This is a genomic window from Rubrimonas sp. (assembly GCF_036788415.1).
Classification (GTDB): Bacteria; Pseudomonadota; Alphaproteobacteria; order Rhodobacterales; family Rhodobacteraceae; genus Rubrimonas.
The window spans coordinates 47,074-63,189 of sequence record NZ_DAIQNN010000013.1; the positions used below are offsets into that span (position 1 = coordinate 47,074).

Genomic DNA, 16,116 nt, shown 5'->3' on the forward strand with positions numbered 1-16,116 from the left:
CAGGATGCATGCCCGAACCGACCAGCTCTGATCGTTTCCGGCTCTCCGCGGCGCTCCCCGAAAAATCCGTCCTCATCCTATCCGGCGCGCAGGCGCGCTATTTTCGGCTGACGCCGCGCCGGCAGGCGGCGGCGCTCGCGCTCTGCGCAGCACTTTTGCTGCTGGCGGGCGCGGCCAGCGGCTTCTACCTTGTCGAGAAGTTCGAACGCGCCGACGAGCGCGCGACGCTGCGCGAGACGACGGCGCTCTGGCGATCGCGGGTCTCGGAACTCGAAACGGAGGCGTCGCAGGCGACGATCGCGCGGGTCGAGGCCGAAGCGCGGACGCGCGCGGCGGTCGACGCGCTCGCAGAGCGTCACGACGCGCTGAGCGCGGCGCTTCGCACCGCGCAGGCGCTGGAGGCGCGCCTCGCTGAGGCCGAAGCCCGACGCGAGGCGGCTCAGGCGCAGGCGGCGGAGGCCGCGCAGGCGCAGGCGGAGGCGGGCGCCGCCCGCGCGGAGGCCGAGCAGGCCCGCGCGCGCGCCGAGGCCGACCGGCGCGAACTCGCCGACACTCTGATGCGCGTGGCCGAGGCGCTCGAGACGGCGGCGGTCGCCCGCGACGACGCGATGGCCGACGCCGAGGAAGTCCAGACTGCGCTCGGCGAGCTCGAGAGCAGCGTCGAGGAGCGGCGCGAGGCGCAGGCCCGGCTCCTCGCCCAGATCGAGGCCGCGGCGCAGGCGAGCATCGGCTCGCTCGAGAGCGTGCTGCGCGGCGCGGGCGTCGACGTCGACGCCGTGCTCAACAGCCTGCGGTCCGCGCCGGACGGCGCCGGCGGCCCCTTCCTCCCCGCGCCCGACGACGCCGCGATGATCGCGCCGGAGGAGGCCTCGGCGGTCGTGGCGGTGATGTCCGATCTCGAACGCGTCAACTTGCTGCGGGCGGCGGCGCGCAAGATGCCGTTCGGGGCGCCTGTCAAGGCGCCACATCGCAAGACCAGCGGTTTCGGCGTCCGGCGCGATCCGGTTAACGGCAGGCGCTCGATGCATGAAGGGCTCGACTTCGCCGCGCCCCGCGGCACGCCGATCCTCGCCGCGGCGGAAGGCGAGGTGGTCTTCGCCGGGCGTCAGAGCGGCTACGGAAATGTGATCAAGATCCGGCACGCCTTCGGCTTCGAGACCGTCTATGCGCATCTCAACCGCATCCGCGTCGCGGTCGGCAAGCGGGTGCGCCCGGGCATGCGGATCGGCGACATGGGCAGCACCGGGCGCAGCACCGGCAACCATCTGCACTACGAGGTCCGCGTGAACGGCAGACCCGTCAATCCGAGCAAATTCATCGAGGCCGCACGTCATGTCGATGTTCTCTAAATCCAAGCTCAACGACCCGATCGAGCCGCCTAAGCCGGGCGTCCAGCCGGAAGCGGCGGCCCCGGCCTTCGCGCCCTCCTCCCCCGCGCCCGCCGCTTCACCCGCCTATGCGGCCCCGAAGCCCAAACCGGCCCCGTCGGCGATTTCGTCTGACCTCACCGTCACCGGCAACATCGTCACCACCGGCGATCTGCAGATCGATGGGCGCGTGGAGGGCGACATCCGCGCGCATCTGCTGACCGTCGGCGAGAGCGCCGACATCTCCGGCGAGATCGTCGCCGACGACATCGTGATCCATGGCCACATCCGCGGTCGGGTGCGCGGGTTGAAGGTGCGGTTGACCTCCACGGCGCGCGTCGAAGGCGACATCATCCACAAGACGATCGCCATCGAGTCGGGCGCGCATTTCGAGGGCTCGGTGCAGCGGCGCGACGATCCGCTCGGCGAGGGCAAGCCGGCCCCCGTCGTCGCGCCGCGCGCCGCGCCGGCGCCGCAGGCTGCGCCGAAACCCGCCGACGGGGCCTGAGGAAGCGCGCATTGCGCGCGTCGCGGGTTTGAGGCACGCTCGCCCGCGGGGAGAGCAAACGCGAACGCGCATGCCCAGGACGCGAAAATTTCTCGTGGTCGTCGATCAGACGCCCGAATGCATGGTCGCGCTGCGCTTCGCGGCGCGCCGCGCTGCGCGCACGCAGGGCGGCGTCACCATGCTGTTCGTGATGCCGCGCGCCGAGATGCAGCACTGGCTCGGCGTCGAGGAGATGATGCGCGCGGAGGCGCGCGAGGCCGCGGAGGAGCGGCTGTCGGGCCTCGCCGAGGAGGTGCGCGCCTTGGCCGGCGTCATGCCGGAATTTGCGATCCGCGAAGGCGATCCGGTCGAGGAGGTCTTGGCGCATCTCGAGGAGGACCCCGCGATCGGCGTTCTGGTGCTCGGCGCGGACGCCGCAGGCGACAATCCCGGCCCGCTGGTCTCCGCGCTCGTCGCCAAGCGGGGCGGGCGGATGCCGATCCCGGTGACCGTGGTGCCCGGCTCGCTCGGGCTCGACGAGATCGACGCGATCACCTGAGGCGGTCGCCGCCGTTTCGATCTGTCGTCTTGATTTGGCCGCCGCGGCGGCGCATCTGTCATGGAAACGGAGGCTTCGATGTTCATCCAGACCGAATCCACGCCCAACCCCGCCACGCTGAAATTCCTGCCGGGTCGCACCGTGCTGGCCCAGGGTTCGGCCGACTTCCCGACGCGCGAGGATGCGGCGGGCTCGCCGCTCGCGCGGCGGCTGTTCGCGATCGACGGGGTCGAGTCGGTGTTCTTCGGCTCTGATTTCATCACGGTGGGCAAGTCGGAGATGGACTGGGCGCATCTCAAGCCAGCGGTCCTGGGCGCGATCATGGAGCACTTCACCTCCGGCGAGCCGGTGATGGAGGGCGGCGCGCTCGGCGGCCATGCCGAGCATGACGGCCCGGACGGCGAGATCGTGCGCCAGATCAAGGAGTTGCTCGACACCCGCGTGCGTCCCGCCGTAGCGCAGGACGGCGGCGACATCACCTTCCACGGCTTCGAGAGTGGCGTCGTCTATCTGCACATGCGCGGCGCCTGCGCGGGCTGCCCGTCCTCGACGATGACGTTGAAAATGGGCATCGAGAACCTGCTGCGCCACTACATTCCCGAAGTCTCCGAAGTCAGGCCCGTCGGGGTCTGAGCCGACGTGCGGGGGGCGGCGCAGATGCGCATCCTCGCGCTCGACGCCACCGGGGCGCGCTGCGCCGCCGGAATCTTCGAGGACGGGGCGCTGCGCGCCGAGGCCTGGGAGCCGATGGATCGCGGCCACGCCGAGCGCCTGTTCGCGCTGATCGACGCGGCGCTCAGTCAGGCGCGTGTCCGCCGACGCGACATCGAGGCCATCGCCGTCGCCACCGGGCCGAGCGGGTTTACCGGCGCGCGCATCGGCGTCGCCGCGGCGCGCGGGCTGGCGCTGGGGCTCGGGGCTCCGGCGGTCGGCGCGCAATGGCTCGAAGCGTTGGGGCATGGCGTCGCTGGGGCCTGCCTGGTCGCGCTGCCCGCGTCGGGCGGGGTCGCCGCGCAGCGCTTCCGCGACGGCTTCCCGCTGGGGCCGCCCGAGTTGATGGAGGCGGACGATCCGCGCCTCGTGTGCGCGCCGGGCGAGACGCGGCTCGGTCCCGAAGCTCTGGCGACCGCCGGGCTCGCGCCGCTCGCGCGGTTCGTCGCCGAACGGGTCCGTCAGGGCGGGGCGCCCGCGCCCGCGCCGCTCTATCTCCGCCCGCCCGACGCGGCGCCCTCCGCTCACGCGCCGGCCCCGCGCATCTGACAGCGTATGCGGTTGTCGCCCGACGGCGCCGACTGGAAGGCGCTCGCTGCGCTTCATGAAGCGGCTTTCCGCGATGAAGCCGCGCCCTGCTGGTCGGCGGAGGCCATCGAGGCGGCTGCGCGCGCGCCAGGCGGCGCGCTGTTCGCGCAGGGCGCCGGAGCCTTCGCGCTGACGCGGGTCGCGGCGGGCGAGGGCGAGCTTCTGACGCTGGCGGTCGCGCCGGAGAACCGTCGCCGCGGTCTCGCGCGCCTGCTGCTTGCGGAAACCTGCGCGCATGCGCGGGCGGACGGAGCGCAGGCCATGTTTCTCGAAGTTGCGACGTCGAACGCGGCGGCGCGCGCCCTCTATGCGGGCGCTGGGTTCGCGGAAGTCGGGCTGCGGCGCGGCTACTATCGATCCGCGTGCGGAGCGCGGGTCGACGCCGCCGTGCTGCGTCTCGAACTCTCCGTCGCTCCGTTCAAATCCGTGTGACGTCCGATTCGGCGCAGTCTGTGGACCGCCCCACCGGGGACCGCAAGGAGCCCCTGCTTGCATTTGGCGCCAGTCGCTCTGTGGATTACTCGAGGCGATTTGGCGCAATACGAAGGTTTGAGAGAAAATTTCGTCTGGCCCCTTTCATTCTGTTGACCTATCATGTAAATGCAAATCATGACCGTTCCGGCCATGAATTGAAGCAAGCACAGGCGGGTGATTCGATGGTAGTCGCATCGAAGGAGCCGGGGTTCTGGCCGCCGCCTACCAAGGAGAAAAACATGTCTGACGAGCAGTTCGATCGGTCGAAGTTGCTGAACATGACCTCGCAGATCGTCGCGAGTCACGTCGCCCATAATTCGGTCGGCATGGCGGACCTGCCGTCCCTGATCGAGCAGGTCTACGGCGCGCTGCGCAATCTCGCCGAGCCGCCCAGCGAACCCAAGGAAGAGCTCAAACCCGCAGTCCCGGTCAAGAAGTCGGTCACCGACGATTACATCATCTGCCTTGAAGACGGCAAGAAGATGAAGATGCTGAAGCGGCACCTGATGACCTCCTACAACATGACACCCGAGCAGTATCGGGAGAAGTGGGGTCTGTCGCCGGACTATCCTATGGTGGCGCCGAACTACTCGCTGAAGCGCCAGCGTCTGGCCAAGGAAAATGGCCTGGGGCGCAACCGCCCGGCGCAGGGCTGACCCAACACAGCTGACGGGTGCGAGGCTTTTCAAGCCGCCCCCGTGCGACATATTCGAGAAGGCGCGCCGCTGTGGCGCGCCTTCACCGTTCCGAGGCTCGCCCATGCCCGCTCCCAAGCGCGTCTTCATCAAGAGCTATGGCTGTCAGATGAACGTCTATGACAGCGAGCGCATGGCCGACGCGCTGGCCCCGTCGGGATATGCGCGGGTGGACGACCCCGAGCATGCCGATCTGGTGGTCCTGAACACCTGCCACATACGCGAGAAGGCGGCGGAGAAGGTCTATTCCGAACTCGGACGGCTGCGCGCGCTGTCGCAGGCGCGCGCGGCGTCGGGCCGGCGGCTCGCGATCGGCGTGGCGGGCTGCGTGGCGCAGGCCGAAGGCGCGGAGATCCTGCGCCGCCAGCCGCTGGTCGATTTCGTCGTCGGCCCGCAGGCCTATCACCGCCTGCCGAAGATGGCCGCGCGGGTCGAGGCCGGCGCGCGGGGCCTGATCGACACCGAGTTTCCGACCGAGGACAAGTTCGACCATATCGGTCGCAGCGCCGCCCATCGCGCGGCGCCCTCCGCCTTTCTGACGGTGCAGGAGGGTTGCGACAAGTTCTGCGCGTTCTGCGTCGTGCCGTATACGCGCGGCGTCGAAGCGTCGCGCCCGGTCGCGCGGGTGCTGGACGAGGCGCGCGCGCTCGTCCGGCGCGGGGCGGTCGAGATCACGCTGCTCGGCCAGAACGTCAACGCCTATCACGGGCGGGGCCCGGACGACGCCGCCTGGAGCCTCGCGCGGCTGATCGGCGCGCTCTCCGAGATCGAGGGGCTGGCGCGCATCCGCTACACGACGTCCCACCCCAACGACATGGCCGACGATCTGATCGCCGCCCATGCCGAAAACCCCAGGCTGATGCCCTATCTGCATTTGCCGGTTCAGGCGGGGGCGGACCGGGTGCTGAAGGCGATGAACCGCGGCCACACGGCGGAGTCCTATCTGCGGCTGATCGAACGCATCCGCGCCGCCCGCCCCGACATGGCGATCTCGGGCGATTTCATCGTGGGCTTTCCCGGCGAGACCGAGGCCGAGTTCCAGGCGACGCTCGATCTCGCGGCGGCGGTCGGCTACGCGCAGGCCTACAGCTTCAAGTATTCGCCGCGTCCCGGCACGCCCGCGGCGCAGGCTGAACAGCTTCCCGAGGAGATCAAGGCCGAGCGGCTGGCCCGGCTGCAGGCGCGGCTCGACATGGATCAGGCGATCTTCAACGCCAGCCGCGTCGGCGACGAGATCGACGTGCTGTTCGACAAACCGGGCCGCGCGACCGGGCAGCTTACCGGTCGCAGCCCGTGGCTGCAGGCCGTCCACGCCGAGGCGCCCCCCGACTTGATGGGCCGGATCGTCCGGGTGCGCGTCGAGGAGGCGATGCGCAACAGCCTCGGCGCGGTGCTCGTCGCCGCCTGAAACGCTTCGGCGCGATTTCGCTTGCGCGCGCGGCGGCGGGGCGGCCAATCTGTCTCGACAGGATGCCAGCGACGCAGGGGGGTTCGTGGCGACGCGAGAGCTCGAGACGACGACGCAGACAGCTTCCGCCGACCTCGCGGAGACGCGCCTCGAATTCGCCGACAACCGCAAGCTCATCGACCTGTGCGGAGCCTTCGACCGAAATCTCGCCGCCATCGAGGAAGGCTTCGGCGTGACCATCACGCGCCGGGGCAATCTGCTCGCCCTGCATGGCGAGCGCGGTCCGCGCGAGCGCGCGGGCGCGGCGCTCGGCAAGCTCTACGCCCGGATCGAGGCGGGCCGTCCGGTCGAACCCGGCGACGTCGAAGCCGCGATCCGTATGCCCTCGCCTTTCGCCGAGCGCGGCGCGCGGCGGGACCAGCTCGAACTCTTCGAAAGCGGCCGCGTCGAGATCCACACCCGCAAGAAGACGATCGAGCCGCGCACGCCCGCCCAGCGCGCCTATGTCGAGGCGCTGTTCAAGCACGAGCTGGTCTTCGGCGTCGGACCGGCGGGCACCGGCAAGACCTATCTTGCGGTGGCGGCGGCTGTCTCGATGTTCATCGAGGGGCGGGTCGACAAGATCATCCTCAGCCGCCCCGCGGTGGAGGCGGGCGAGCGGCTCGGCTTCCTGCCGGGCGACATGAAGGAGAAGATCGACCCCTATCTGCGCCCGCTCTACGATGCGATCCATGACATGCTGCCCGGCAAGCAGCTTCAGCGCGAGATGGAGCTCGGCAATGTCGAGGTCGCGCCGCTCGCCTTCATGCGCGGGCGCACCCTCGCCAACGCCTTCGTGGTGCTCGACGAGGCGCAGAACACCACCGAGATGCAGATGAAGATGTTCCTCACCCGGCTGGGCGAGGGCTCGCGCATGGCGATAACCGGCGACCCGACGCAGATCGACCTGCCGCGCGGCGTGCGCTCGGGCCTCGACGAGGCGGCTCGGGTTCTGGAGGGCGTCGAGGGCATCGCCTTCCGCCGCTTCGGCGCCTCCGACGTGGTGCGCCATCCGCTGGTGGCCCGGATCGTCGAGGCCTACGACGCCGACCAGTCCGCGGGCCAATCCGGCGCCAATTCCGGGGCGCGCGCTCGGTGACCTCAGGGTGAACCCGCCGTGACGACGACGGAAGACGCCTCGGTGACCGAATGCGTGATCGAAGCCGAAGGCTGGTCGGCGATCGCCGACCTGGAGGCGCTGGCCGAACGGGCGGCGCGGGCGGCTCTGGCCGAGGCGGGGGTGTCGGCGGAGGGGCGCGAGATCGCGATCCTGTTCGCCGACGACGACGCCCTCGCAGCGCTCAACGCGCAGTTCCGCGGCAAGCCGGCGCCGACCAACGTGCTGTCCTGGCCGGCCCACAGCCTTCGCCCGCCCGCCCCGGGCCGCGCCCCGCCGCCGCCGCCCGCCGCCGCGCCGTTCGGCGGAGCGCTGGGCGACGTGGCGCTCGGCTTCGGGACTGTTGCGAAAGAAGCGCAGTTGCGCGATCTTGCTCTCGGGGCGCATGTCGCCCATCTGATCGCGCATGGGGTCCTGCATCTGCTGGGCTACGATCATGTCGACGACGCCGACGCCGCGCTGATGGAGGCGGCGGAGCGTCGCGCGCTCGCCCGGATCGGGGTGCGCGATCCTTATGAGTGAGACGCCGCGCGACAGGCCGGCGATGGAGCGGATGGACGGACACGCGACGCCCGCGGCCCAGACGGCGGCGGGGCCCCTCGGAGAAGGCGACGCCGGCGAGGACGAGCCGCCGAGTTCGCTGCTTGCGCGCCTCTTGCGCCGCTTGCGTCCCGCAGCCGATCCGTCCGAGCCGCCGCCGCCCGAGCCCGGGCGACCGCCTGCGCTGGCCGATCTCGCCCGCCGCGCAGCGCTCGACGAGCGCGCCATGCTGCTCAACGTCATCGCGATGCGCGAGCAACGCGTCGAGGACGTGATGATCCCGCGCGCGGACATCGTGGCCGCCCCCGACACCGCGACGCTCGACCAGCTCGTCGAGATGTTCCGAGAGGCCTCGCTGACGCGCATACCCGTCTTCCGCGAGACGCTCGACGACCCGGTGGGGTTCCTGCACCTCAAGGACCTCGCCTTCGCCTACGGCTTCGACGGCGATCAGGCGCGCGAGGGCTTCTCGATCGAGCGCCATCTGCGCCCGCTGCTCTACGTGCCCCCCTCAATGACGACCGCCAAGCTTCTCGAACGGATGCAGACCAGCCGCAAGCACATGGCGCTGGTGATCGACGAATATGGCGGCGTGGACGGCCTCGTGACCATCGAGGACCTCGTCGAGCAGATCGTCGGCGACATTGAGGACGAACATGACGACGCAGATCCCGCGCCCTGGCGGCGCGAGGCGCCGGGCGTCTATGTCTGCAACGCCCGCGCCGATCTCGAGGCGTTCGAGGCGGAGACCGGCGTGAGCCTGCTCGCCGAAGACCTCGCCGAGGATGTGGACACGCTGGGCGGGCTCGTGTTCATGCTGTCCAACCGCGTGCCCGAGCGCGGCGAGGTGATCGCCCATCCCGACGGCCACGAATTCGAGGTGATCGACGCCGATCCCCGCCGCATCAAGCGCCTGCGGGTGACGCTCGCCGGCGCCGCCGCCCGGCCCGACGCCGCCTGAATGGGGCCTTCGCCCGTCGGATGGCTGGCCGCGCGCGCGGCGCACTGGCCTGTGCGCGGGCGGGCGGCGCTCGCGGCCGCCTCGGGTCTGGCGCTGACGCTCGCGCAACCGCCATACGGGATATGGCCGGCGCTGTTTCTCGCCTGGCCGGCGCTGCTCGGGCTGGTCGCATCGAGCCCGTCGCCCCGGCGCGCCGCGCTGATCGGCTGGGTCGCGGGCTTCGCGCAGTTCCTGAGCGGGCTGCACTGGATCGGCGCTGCGTTCCTCGTCGAGGCGGGCAAGGTCTGGTGGTATGGGCCCGTCATGCCTGTCGCCATCGCGGCTCTGGCCGCCGTGCTCGGCGCGTTCTGGGCCGCCGCCTTCTGGCTGGCGCGCCGCCTCGGCGCGCAGGCGGACTGGCGCGGCGCGATGGCCCTCGCCGGCGCGGTCATGCTGGCCGAGACGGCGCGCGGGATCGTCCTGACCGGATTTCCCTGGGGCCTGCAATCCTACGCCTGGATCGAGACGCCGGCGATGCAGGCTGCGGCGCTGATCGGGGCGCAGGCGCTCGCCGCGGCGACGGTCGCCGCCGCCGCGCTCGCGGGAACGGCGCGGCTGCGCGCGCCCGGCCCGGCGCTCGGGACGCTCGCACTGGTCGGCGGCGCATGGGTCTGGGGAGCGCAGCGGCTGGCGGACGCGCCCGCGCCCGCAGCGGACGCGCCGGTGATCCGCCTCGCGCAGCCCAATGTCGGTCAGCGCGACAAATGGGCGCCGGAGAATCGCCTGCCGATCTTCGAGCGGCTGCTGCTGCTGACCGAAGCGCCGCATGACGGCGCGCGCCCCGCGCTCGTCATCTGGCCCGAAGTCGCCGTGACCTTCCTGTTCGACGAAAGCCCCGACGCGGTCGCGCGGAGCGTGGAGGCCGCGGGCGGCGCGGCGCTGGCGGTCGGATCGGTGCGGCGCGAGGGCGGGCGGCTCTACAACAGCTTGCTCGCCTACGACGCCGCCGGCGCGCCGCTCTGGACTTACGACAAGCGCCATCTCGCGCCGTTCGGGGAATACGTGCCTTACGCCTGGGTGCTGGGCGCGCTTGGGATCGGCACGCTCGGCGACGGGCTGAGCGGCTTCGCGCCGGGCGAGGCGGACGGCCCGTTCGCCGTGCCGGGTCTGCCGCCCGTCGCGCCGCTGATCTGCTACGAGGCGATCTTTCCGTTTCATGTCCGACAAGCCGCGCGCGGCGCGGGCTGGATGCTGCAGATCACCAATGACAGCTGGTTCGGCGACAGCGCGGGCCCGTGGCAGCACCTCGCCCAGGCGCGGGCGCGCGCGATCGAGCTCGGCCTGCCGGTGGCGCGCGCCGCCAACACCGGGGTCTCGGCGATGATCGACGCGCGGGGCCGCGTGCTGACCTCGCTGGACCTCGACCGCCGCGGCGCCCTCGATTCGCCTCTGCCGCCGCCGGAGGCCCGCCCCACCCTCTATGCGCGCACCGGCGACGCGCTCTGGCTCGCGCTATTCGGGATCGTCTGCGCAGGTGTTCTCGTCAGGCGGGCATCAGTTCCACGTCTCAGTTGCCGAATGCGTTAATTTCCGACATTTATTGATAAAATTTATTTCAAGACAACCGCAGCGCGCGCATCCTCCGCCATGTTCAGAGGAGTTGCAGTGGTGTCCAAGTTTCCCGATCCTGTCGACCTGCATGTCGGCGCCCGCCTTCGCTACCGCCGGATGCTGATCGGCATGAGCCAGGAGGCGCTCGGCGACGCTCTGGGGCTGACCTTCCAACAGGTCCAGAAATACGAGAAGGGCCAGAACCGCATCGGCGCCAGCCGCCTGCACCGGATCGCGGTGACGCTCCGCGTGCCCGTCGGCTTCTTTTTCGAAGGCCTTGCGGAGGGCGCGACCGATCCGGCGCAGGAGGCGGCGGGCGTCCTCAATCCGATGAGCTTCGTCGCATCGCCCGAGGGGTTGCAGCTCAACCTCGCCTTTCAGCGGATCGACGACGCCGCCACGCGCCGCAAGATCGTCGATCTGGTCGAGACCCTGGCGCGCGCAGCAACCGCCTGACGCGCAGCCTTTGCGTTGACGCGCGCGGCGTCGGCGCCCTAGGAGACGGGCGCCGCAGGGATCTCCCTGCATCTGCCGGGAGGGTCCGCTTTGGCGCGCCAGAATTATCTCTTCACCTCCGAGTCGGTGTCCGAAGGCCATCCCGACAAGGTCTGCGACCAGATCTCCGACGCCGTCGTCGATCTCATCATCGGCCGCGAGCCCGAAGCGCGCGTCGCAGTCGAGACGGCGGCGACCACGAACACCGTGGTCCTGATGGGCGAGGTGAAGATCTCCGACGCCAACGCCCCGGCCCCCGAAGAGATCGCCCATGTCGCGCGCGAGACGATCCGCGAGATCGGTTATCAGCAGAAGGGCTTCCACTTCCGCACCTGCAAGATCGACACCTACATCCACGAGCAGTCCGCCGACATCGCGCAGGGCGTCGACGCGGCGGACAACAAGGACGAGGGCGCAGGCGATCAGGGCATCATGTTCGGCTATGCAACCGACGAGACGCCCGAGCTGATGCCCGCGCCGATCCTCTACGCCCACAAGATCCTTCGGGTGCTCGCCGAGGCGCGCCGCTCTGGCGCCGAGCCGGTGCTCGGGCCGGACGCCAAAAGCCAGATCACTGTGGAGTATCAGGGCGGCAAGCCCGTGCGCGCCCACACCATCGTGCTCTCGACCCAGCATCTCGACCCCAACATGACTTCGGCGGACGTGCGCGCGGTCGTCGAGCCCTACATCGTCAAGACCTTGCCCGAAGGCTGGATCGACGCGCAGACCGCCTGGCACGTCAACCCGACGGGCCGCTTCGTGATCGGCGGACCGGACGGAGACGCCGGGCTGACGGGCCGCAAGATCATCGTCGACACCTATGGCGGCGCGGCCCCGCATGGCGGCGGCGCGTTCTCGGGCAAGGACCCGACGAAGGTGGACCGCTCGGCGGCCTATGCGGCGCGCTATGTCGCGAAGAACGTCGTCGCGGCGGGGCTGGCGCGGATGTGCACCTTGCAGCTTTCCTACGCGATCGGCGTCGCCGAGCCGCTGTCGATCTATGTCGACACGCATGGCACCGGCGAAGTCGCTGAAGAGGCCATCGAGAAGGCGATCCGCGAGACCGTGTCGCTCACGCCGCGGGGCATCCGCACACGGCTCGGGCTCAACCGCCCGATCTTCAAGCGCACGGCGGCCTACGGCCATTTCGGCCGCGAGCCCGACGCCGAGGGCGGCTTCTCCTGGGAGAAGACCGATCTGGCGGCGGCGCTCAAGGCGGCGGTCTGAGACAGGGTCGGCGCCTTCGCGGTGACGCGCGTTCCTGACCGCGAGGGCGCGCCGCAGCGCCTCGATGGGGCGCCCTGGCGCAACCTCTATGGGCGGCGCAGGGGCAAGACCCTGCGCGCCCGGCAGGCGGAGTTGCTCGACACGCTGCTGCCGACTCTCGCGCTGCCCGGCGTGGACTGGGAGGCCAATCCCGAGCGCCGCCCGCTCGACCTCGCCGCGCTGGCGCCGCAGGCCCGCGAGGTTCGGCTCGAGATCGGCTTCGGCGGCGGCGAGCATCTGCTGGCCGAGGCCCGCGCCGAGCCCGATGTCGCGCATATCGGCTGCGAGACCTTCGTGAACGGCGTGGCGATGTGCCTCTCGGCGCTGGACCGCGCGCCGGCCCCCAATGTGCGGCTGCATGCGGGCGATGCGCGCTTCCTGTTCGACGTGCTGCCCGAGGGCTCTCTGGCGCGCGTCAGCCTGCTCTACCCCGATCCATGGCCGAAACGCCGCCACTGGGAGCGCCGCTTCGTCAATCCGGACAATCTCGACGCCATCGCGCGGCTGCTGCGGCCGGGCGGCGAATTCCGCGTCGCCACCGACATCGACGACTACGCCCGCCACACGCTGATGCGCATCGCCGCCCGCCCCGAATTCCTCTGGCTGGCCGAGCGCCCGGACGACTGGCGGCGGCCCTGGCCCGGCTGGCCCGGCACCCGCTACGAGGCCAAGGCGCTGCGCGACGGCCGGGCGCCAAGCTATCTGCGCTTCGCCCGGCGTTGACACATCGCGTTTCGAGCTACCTTATGTCGCAGACGCTGCGATGGAGACGCATGATGCGCAGTTTCATCCGCCTCGCCATGTTCGGCCTGCTGCTGCTCGCCACCACCCGCGCGGACGGGCGCCCCCGTTTCGGGCGGCGCATCGACAAGCGGACGCGGGCGGCGTAAACGGCGGCGCGAACCGCAAGGGAGCGCCGCATGACCGTCCAGTCGCCGACCGACGCCGCGCCGCAGCCGCTCCGCGCCCGCGCCTCCGGGCCGCTGCGCGGCGCTGCGCCGATCCCCGGCGACAAGTCGGTCTCCCATCGCGCGCTGATCCTCGGCGCGATGACGGTCGGCGAAACCCGTATCGCGGGGCTTCTGGAAGGCGAGGACGTGCTCGCCACCGCCGCCGCGATGCGCGCCTTCGGGGCCGATGTGACGCGCGAGGGCGAGGGACGCTGGCGGGTGCGCGGCGTGGGCGTCGGCGGCTTCGCGGAGCCCTCCGACGTGATCGACTGCGGCAATTCCGGCACCGGCGTGCGCCTGATCATGGGCGCGATGGCGACGACGCCGATCTGCGCGACCTTCACCGGCGACGCGAGCCTGCGCAGTCGCCCGATGGGGCGCGTGACGAAGCCGCTCGCCCGCTTCGGCGCGCAGGCGCATGGCCGCAGCGGCGGTAGGCTCCCCCTCACCCTCGTCGGCGCGCGCGACGCAGGCCCCGTCGAGCACCGCCTCGAGGTCGCCTCCGCACAGGTCAAGTCGGCGATCCTGCTCGCCGGGCTCAATGCGCCGGGCCGGACCGTCGTCATCGAGCCGACCCCCACCCGCGATCACACCGAGCGCATGCTGGCGGGCTTCGGCGCGCAGGTCGAGGTCGAGGCCGAGCCCGGCGGCGCCCGGGTCATCCGTCTGACCGGCCAGCCCGACCTCGCCCCCGTCTCCATCGCCGTGCCGCGCGACCCCTCCTCCGCGGCCTTCCCCATCGCCGCCGCGCTGATCGTCGAAGGCTCCGACGTCACCGCGCCGGGCGTCTCGCTCAACCCCACCCGCGCGGGCTTCTACGAGACGTTGCGCGAGATGGGCGCCGCCCTGACCTTCGAGAACCCGCGCACCGAAGGCGGCGAGCCCGTCGCCGACCTGCGCGCGCGCTTCTCCCCAAATTTGCGCGGCGTCGAAGTCCCTCCCGAGCGCGCGGCCTCGATGATCGACGAATACCCCGTCCTCGCCGCGCTCGCCGCCTTCGCCGAAGGCGTCACCCACATGCCCGGCGTGCACGAGCTGCGCGTCAAGGAATGCGACCGCATCGACGCGATGGCGCGCGGGCTGGAGGCCTGCGGCGTGCGCGTCGCCGAGACGCGGGACAGCCTGACCGTCCATGGCCTCGGCGCAGGCGGCGTCCCCGGCGGGGCGACAGTGGCGAGCCGGCTCGACCACCGCATCGCGATGAGCTTCCTCGTGCTCGGCCTCGCCGCCCGCGCGGTGGTGACGGTGGACGACGCCAGCCCAATCGCCACCAGCTTCCCCGGCTTCGCGCCGCTGATGCGCGGGCTCGGCGCGACGCTCGAAGCGCCCGCGAATCGATGAGTGGAGACGCGTTGCGCTTCACCGTCGCCATCGACGGCCCCGCCGCCGCCGGCAAGGGCACGATCGGGCGGGCGGTGGCCGAGCGCTTCGGCTTCGCCCATCTCGACACCGGCGCTCTCTACCGCGCCGTCGCCGCGCTTGTGCTGGAGGCGGGGGCCGACCCGTCGGACGCCGCCCGCGCCGAGGCCTGCGCCCGCGCGCTCGACCCCGCCGATCTCGACCGCCTGCCGCTGCGGTCGGGGCCTGTCGGCGAGGCGGCCTCGGTGGTCGCCGCACACCCGCAAGTGCGCGCCGCGCTTCTGGAATTCCAGCGCGCCTTCAGCCGCCGGCCCGGCGGCGCCGTGCTCGACGGGCGCGACATCGGCACGGTCGTCTGCCCCGACGCGCAGGTGAAGCTCTATGTCACCGCCGCCCCAGAGACCCGCGCCGCCCGCCGCGCCGCCGAACTCGGGCAGCCGGTCGCGCAGGCGCTCGCCGATCTGCGCAAGCGCGACGCGCGCGACGCCGGTCGCGCCGACGCCCCGATGCGCGCCGCCGAGGACGCGCTCTTGCTGGACACCACCGATTTGGCTATAGGCGAGGCCGTCGCCGCGGTTGCGGCGCTGATCGCCGAAAGACTGCACGAGGCTCGGCCGGAAAACACGGTCTGAGCGTCGCGCATTTTCGCATCCGCGCGAGCCCTGACGGCGCGAAACCCTGAAAGACCGCCGGAGACAACCGGCAGGCCAGTCACAGCTTAGGAGACACATGCGCATGGCGAAGGCCGCAATGGACGAATTCGAAGCCCTCCTCAACGAGAGCTTCACGCTCGACGCCCCCGAAGAAGGCTCCGTCGTTAGGGGCACGGTGCTCGCGATCGAAAACGGTCAGGCGATCATCGACATCGGCTACAAGATGGAAGGCCGCGTCGACGTCAAGGAATTCGCGCGCCCCGGCCAGGCCGCCGATCTCAAGCCCGGCGACACCGTGGAAGTCTATCTCGACCGCGTCGAGAACGCCCGCGGCGAAGCTGTGCTCTCGCGCGAGAAGGCTCGCCGCGAGGAAGCCTGGGACCGGCTCGAGAAGGCCAACGACAAGCAGGAGCGCGTCGAGGGCGCGATCTTCGGGCGCGTCAAGGGCGGCTTCACCGTCGATCTCGGCGGCGCCGTCGCCTTCCTGCCCGGCTCCCAGGTCGACGTGCGCCCAGTGCGCGACGTGGGCCCGCTGATGGGCATCCCGCAGCCCTTCCAAATCCTCAAGATGGACCGCCGCCGCGGCAACATCGTCGTCTCCCGCCGCGCCGTTCTGGAGGAATCCCGGGCCGAGCAGCGCGCCGAGATCGTCGGAAAGCTGGGCGAGGGCGACATCATCGACGGCGTGGTCAAGAACATCACCGATTACGGCGCCTTCGTGGATCTCGGCGGCGTCGACGGCCTGCTGCACGTGACCGACATGGCGTGGCGCCGCGTCAACCACCCCTCCGAGATCGTCTCCATCGGCGAGACGGTCAAGGTGCAGGTGGTCAAGGTCAACAAGGACACCCAGCGCA

The 16,116-nt window shown here is 71.1% G+C and carries 18 protein-coding genes; all 18 read left to right on the forward strand.

Annotation, left to right across the window (positions count from 1 at the left end; all coding sequences use genetic code 11):
* The first annotated feature begins 8 nt into the window (after positions 1–8).
* Positions 9–1,349 (forward strand): peptidoglycan DD-metalloendopeptidase family protein, encoded by a 1,341-nt coding sequence (locus V7Q31_RS05625; protein ID WP_333832705.1) that lies wholly within the window; start codon positions 9–11, stop codon positions 1,347–1,349.
* The gene (locus V7Q31_RS05630; RefSeq protein WP_333832723.1) at positions 1,339–1,875 is read left to right on the forward strand and encodes a bactofilin family protein; all 537 of its coding nucleotides are present in this window, start codon (positions 1,339–1,341) and stop codon (positions 1,873–1,875) included. The genes V7Q31_RS05625 and V7Q31_RS05630 overlap by 11 nt, the downstream gene beginning before the upstream one ends.
* A 70-nt stretch (positions 1,876–1,945) precedes the next feature.
* A complete protein-coding gene (locus V7Q31_RS05635) occupies positions 1,946–2,413 on the forward strand; it encodes a universal stress protein (protein ID WP_333832706.1) in 468 nt (155 codons plus the stop codon).
* 78 nt (positions 2,414–2,491) lie between these two features.
* Positions 2,492–3,046, forward strand: a complete 555-nt coding sequence (locus tag V7Q31_RS05640; RefSeq protein ID WP_333832707.1) for a NifU family protein — start codon at positions 2,492–2,494, stop codon at positions 3,044–3,046.
* Positions 3,047–3,070: 24 nt separating this feature from the next.
* Entirely contained in the window at positions 3,071–3,673 is a 603-nt protein-coding gene (tsaB, locus tag V7Q31_RS05645; RefSeq protein ID WP_333832708.1) for a tRNA (adenosine(37)-N6)-threonylcarbamoyltransferase complex dimerization subunit type 1 TsaB, read from the forward strand.
* 6 nt (positions 3,674–3,679) lie between these two features.
* Positions 3,680–4,144 carry a GNAT family N-acetyltransferase gene (locus V7Q31_RS05650; protein WP_333832709.1) on the forward strand — a complete coding sequence of 155 codons (465 nt, stop codon included), beginning with the start codon at positions 3,680–3,682 and terminating at the stop codon, positions 4,142–4,144.
* 281 nt (positions 4,145–4,425) lie between these two features.
* Positions 4,426–4,842 carry a MucR family transcriptional regulator gene (locus tag V7Q31_RS05655; protein ID WP_333832710.1) on the forward strand — a complete coding sequence of 139 codons (417 nt, stop codon included), beginning with the start codon at positions 4,426–4,428 and terminating at the stop codon, positions 4,840–4,842.
* A gap of 103 nt (positions 4,843–4,945) precedes the next feature.
* Positions 4,946–6,289: a tRNA (N6-isopentenyl adenosine(37)-C2)-methylthiotransferase MiaB gene (gene miaB, locus V7Q31_RS05660; RefSeq protein WP_333832711.1), complete on the forward strand. Its 1,344-nt coding sequence runs from the start codon at positions 4,946–4,948 to the stop codon at positions 6,287–6,289.
* An 85-nt stretch (positions 6,290–6,374) separates the two neighbouring features.
* Entirely contained in the window at positions 6,375–7,427 is a 1,053-nt protein-coding gene (locus tag V7Q31_RS05665; RefSeq protein ID WP_333832712.1) for a PhoH family protein, read from the forward strand.
* Between the two features lie 18 nt (positions 7,428–7,445).
* Positions 7,446–7,967 carry an rRNA maturation RNase YbeY gene (gene ybeY, locus V7Q31_RS05670; RefSeq protein WP_333832713.1) on the forward strand — a complete coding sequence of 174 codons (522 nt, stop codon included), beginning with the start codon at positions 7,446–7,448 and terminating at the stop codon, positions 7,965–7,967.
* Between the two features lie 31 nt (positions 7,968–7,998).
* Entirely contained in the window at positions 7,999–8,946 is a 948-nt protein-coding gene (locus V7Q31_RS05675; RefSeq protein WP_333832714.1) for a hemolysin family protein, read from the forward strand.
* Entirely contained in the window at positions 8,947–10,512 is a 1,566-nt protein-coding gene (gene lnt, locus V7Q31_RS05680) for an apolipoprotein N-acyltransferase (RefSeq protein ID WP_333832715.1), read from the forward strand. It abuts the gene before it with no gap.
* A gap of 81 nt (positions 10,513–10,593) precedes the next feature.
* On the forward strand, positions 10,594–10,992 hold the full coding sequence (locus V7Q31_RS05685; protein ID WP_333832716.1) for a helix-turn-helix domain-containing protein: 399 nt from the start codon (positions 10,594–10,596) through the stop codon (positions 10,990–10,992).
* Positions 10,993–11,082: 90 nt separating this feature from the next.
* Complete coding sequence (gene metK / locus V7Q31_RS05690; RefSeq protein ID WP_333832717.1) at positions 11,083–12,258, forward strand: methionine adenosyltransferase; 1,176 nt, start codon at positions 11,083–11,085, stop codon at positions 12,256–12,258.
* 21 nt (positions 12,259–12,279) lie between these two features.
* A complete protein-coding gene (gene trmB / locus V7Q31_RS05695) occupies positions 12,280–13,020 on the forward strand; it encodes a tRNA (guanine(46)-N(7))-methyltransferase TrmB (RefSeq protein WP_333832718.1) in 741 nt (246 codons plus the stop codon).
* Between the two features lie 197 nt (positions 13,021–13,217).
* Entirely contained in the window at positions 13,218–14,588 is a 1,371-nt protein-coding gene (gene aroA / locus V7Q31_RS05700) for a 3-phosphoshikimate 1-carboxyvinyltransferase (protein ID WP_333832719.1), read from the forward strand.
* Entirely contained in the window at positions 14,585–15,238 is a 654-nt protein-coding gene (gene cmk, locus V7Q31_RS05705; protein ID WP_333832720.1) for a (d)CMP kinase, read from the forward strand. The genes aroA and cmk overlap by 4 nt, the downstream gene beginning before the upstream one ends.
* Before the next feature lie 103 nt (positions 15,239–15,341).
* Positions 15,342–16,116: S1 RNA-binding domain-containing protein (locus tag V7Q31_RS05710; RefSeq protein WP_333832721.1), on the forward strand; the 775-nt coding region annotated here is incomplete at its 3' end.

Excerpts from the sequence above, each read along its gene's own strand:
- V7Q31_RS05625 (WP_333832705.1), top strand. The coding sequence starts at position 9 with ATGCCCGAACCGACCAGCTCTGATCGTTTCCGGCTCTCCGCGGCGCTC.
- V7Q31_RS05630 (WP_333832723.1), top strand. The coding sequence starts at position 1,339 with ATGTTCTCTAAATCCAAGCTCAACGACCCGATCGAGCCGCCTAAGCCG.
- V7Q31_RS05635 (WP_333832706.1), top strand. The coding sequence starts at position 1,946 with ATGCCCAGGACGCGAAAATTTCTCGTGGTCGTCGATCAGACGCCCGAA.
- V7Q31_RS05640 (WP_333832707.1), top strand. The coding sequence starts at position 2,492 with ATGTTCATCCAGACCGAATCCACGCCCAACCCCGCCACGCTGAAATTC.
- tsaB (WP_333832708.1), top strand. The coding sequence starts at position 3,071 with ATGCGCATCCTCGCGCTCGACGCCACCGGGGCGCGCTGCGCCGCCGGA.
- V7Q31_RS05650 (WP_333832709.1), top strand. The coding sequence starts at position 3,680 with ATGCGGTTGTCGCCCGACGGCGCCGACTGGAAGGCGCTCGCTGCGCTT.
- V7Q31_RS05655 (WP_333832710.1), top strand. The coding sequence starts at position 4,426 with ATGTCTGACGAGCAGTTCGATCGGTCGAAGTTGCTGAACATGACCTCG.
- miaB (WP_333832711.1), top strand. The coding sequence starts at position 4,946 with ATGCCCGCTCCCAAGCGCGTCTTCATCAAGAGCTATGGCTGTCAGATG.
- V7Q31_RS05675 (WP_333832714.1), top strand. The coding sequence starts at position 7,999 with ATGGACGGACACGCGACGCCCGCGGCCCAGACGGCGGCGGGGCCCCTC.
- lnt (WP_333832715.1), top strand. The coding sequence starts at position 8,947 with ATGGGGCCTTCGCCCGTCGGATGGCTGGCCGCGCGCGCGGCGCACTGG.
- aroA (WP_333832719.1), top strand. The coding sequence starts at position 13,218 with ATGACCGTCCAGTCGCCGACCGACGCCGCGCCGCAGCCGCTCCGCGCC.
- cmk (WP_333832720.1), top strand. The coding sequence starts at position 14,585 with ATGAGTGGAGACGCGTTGCGCTTCACCGTCGCCATCGACGGCCCCGCC.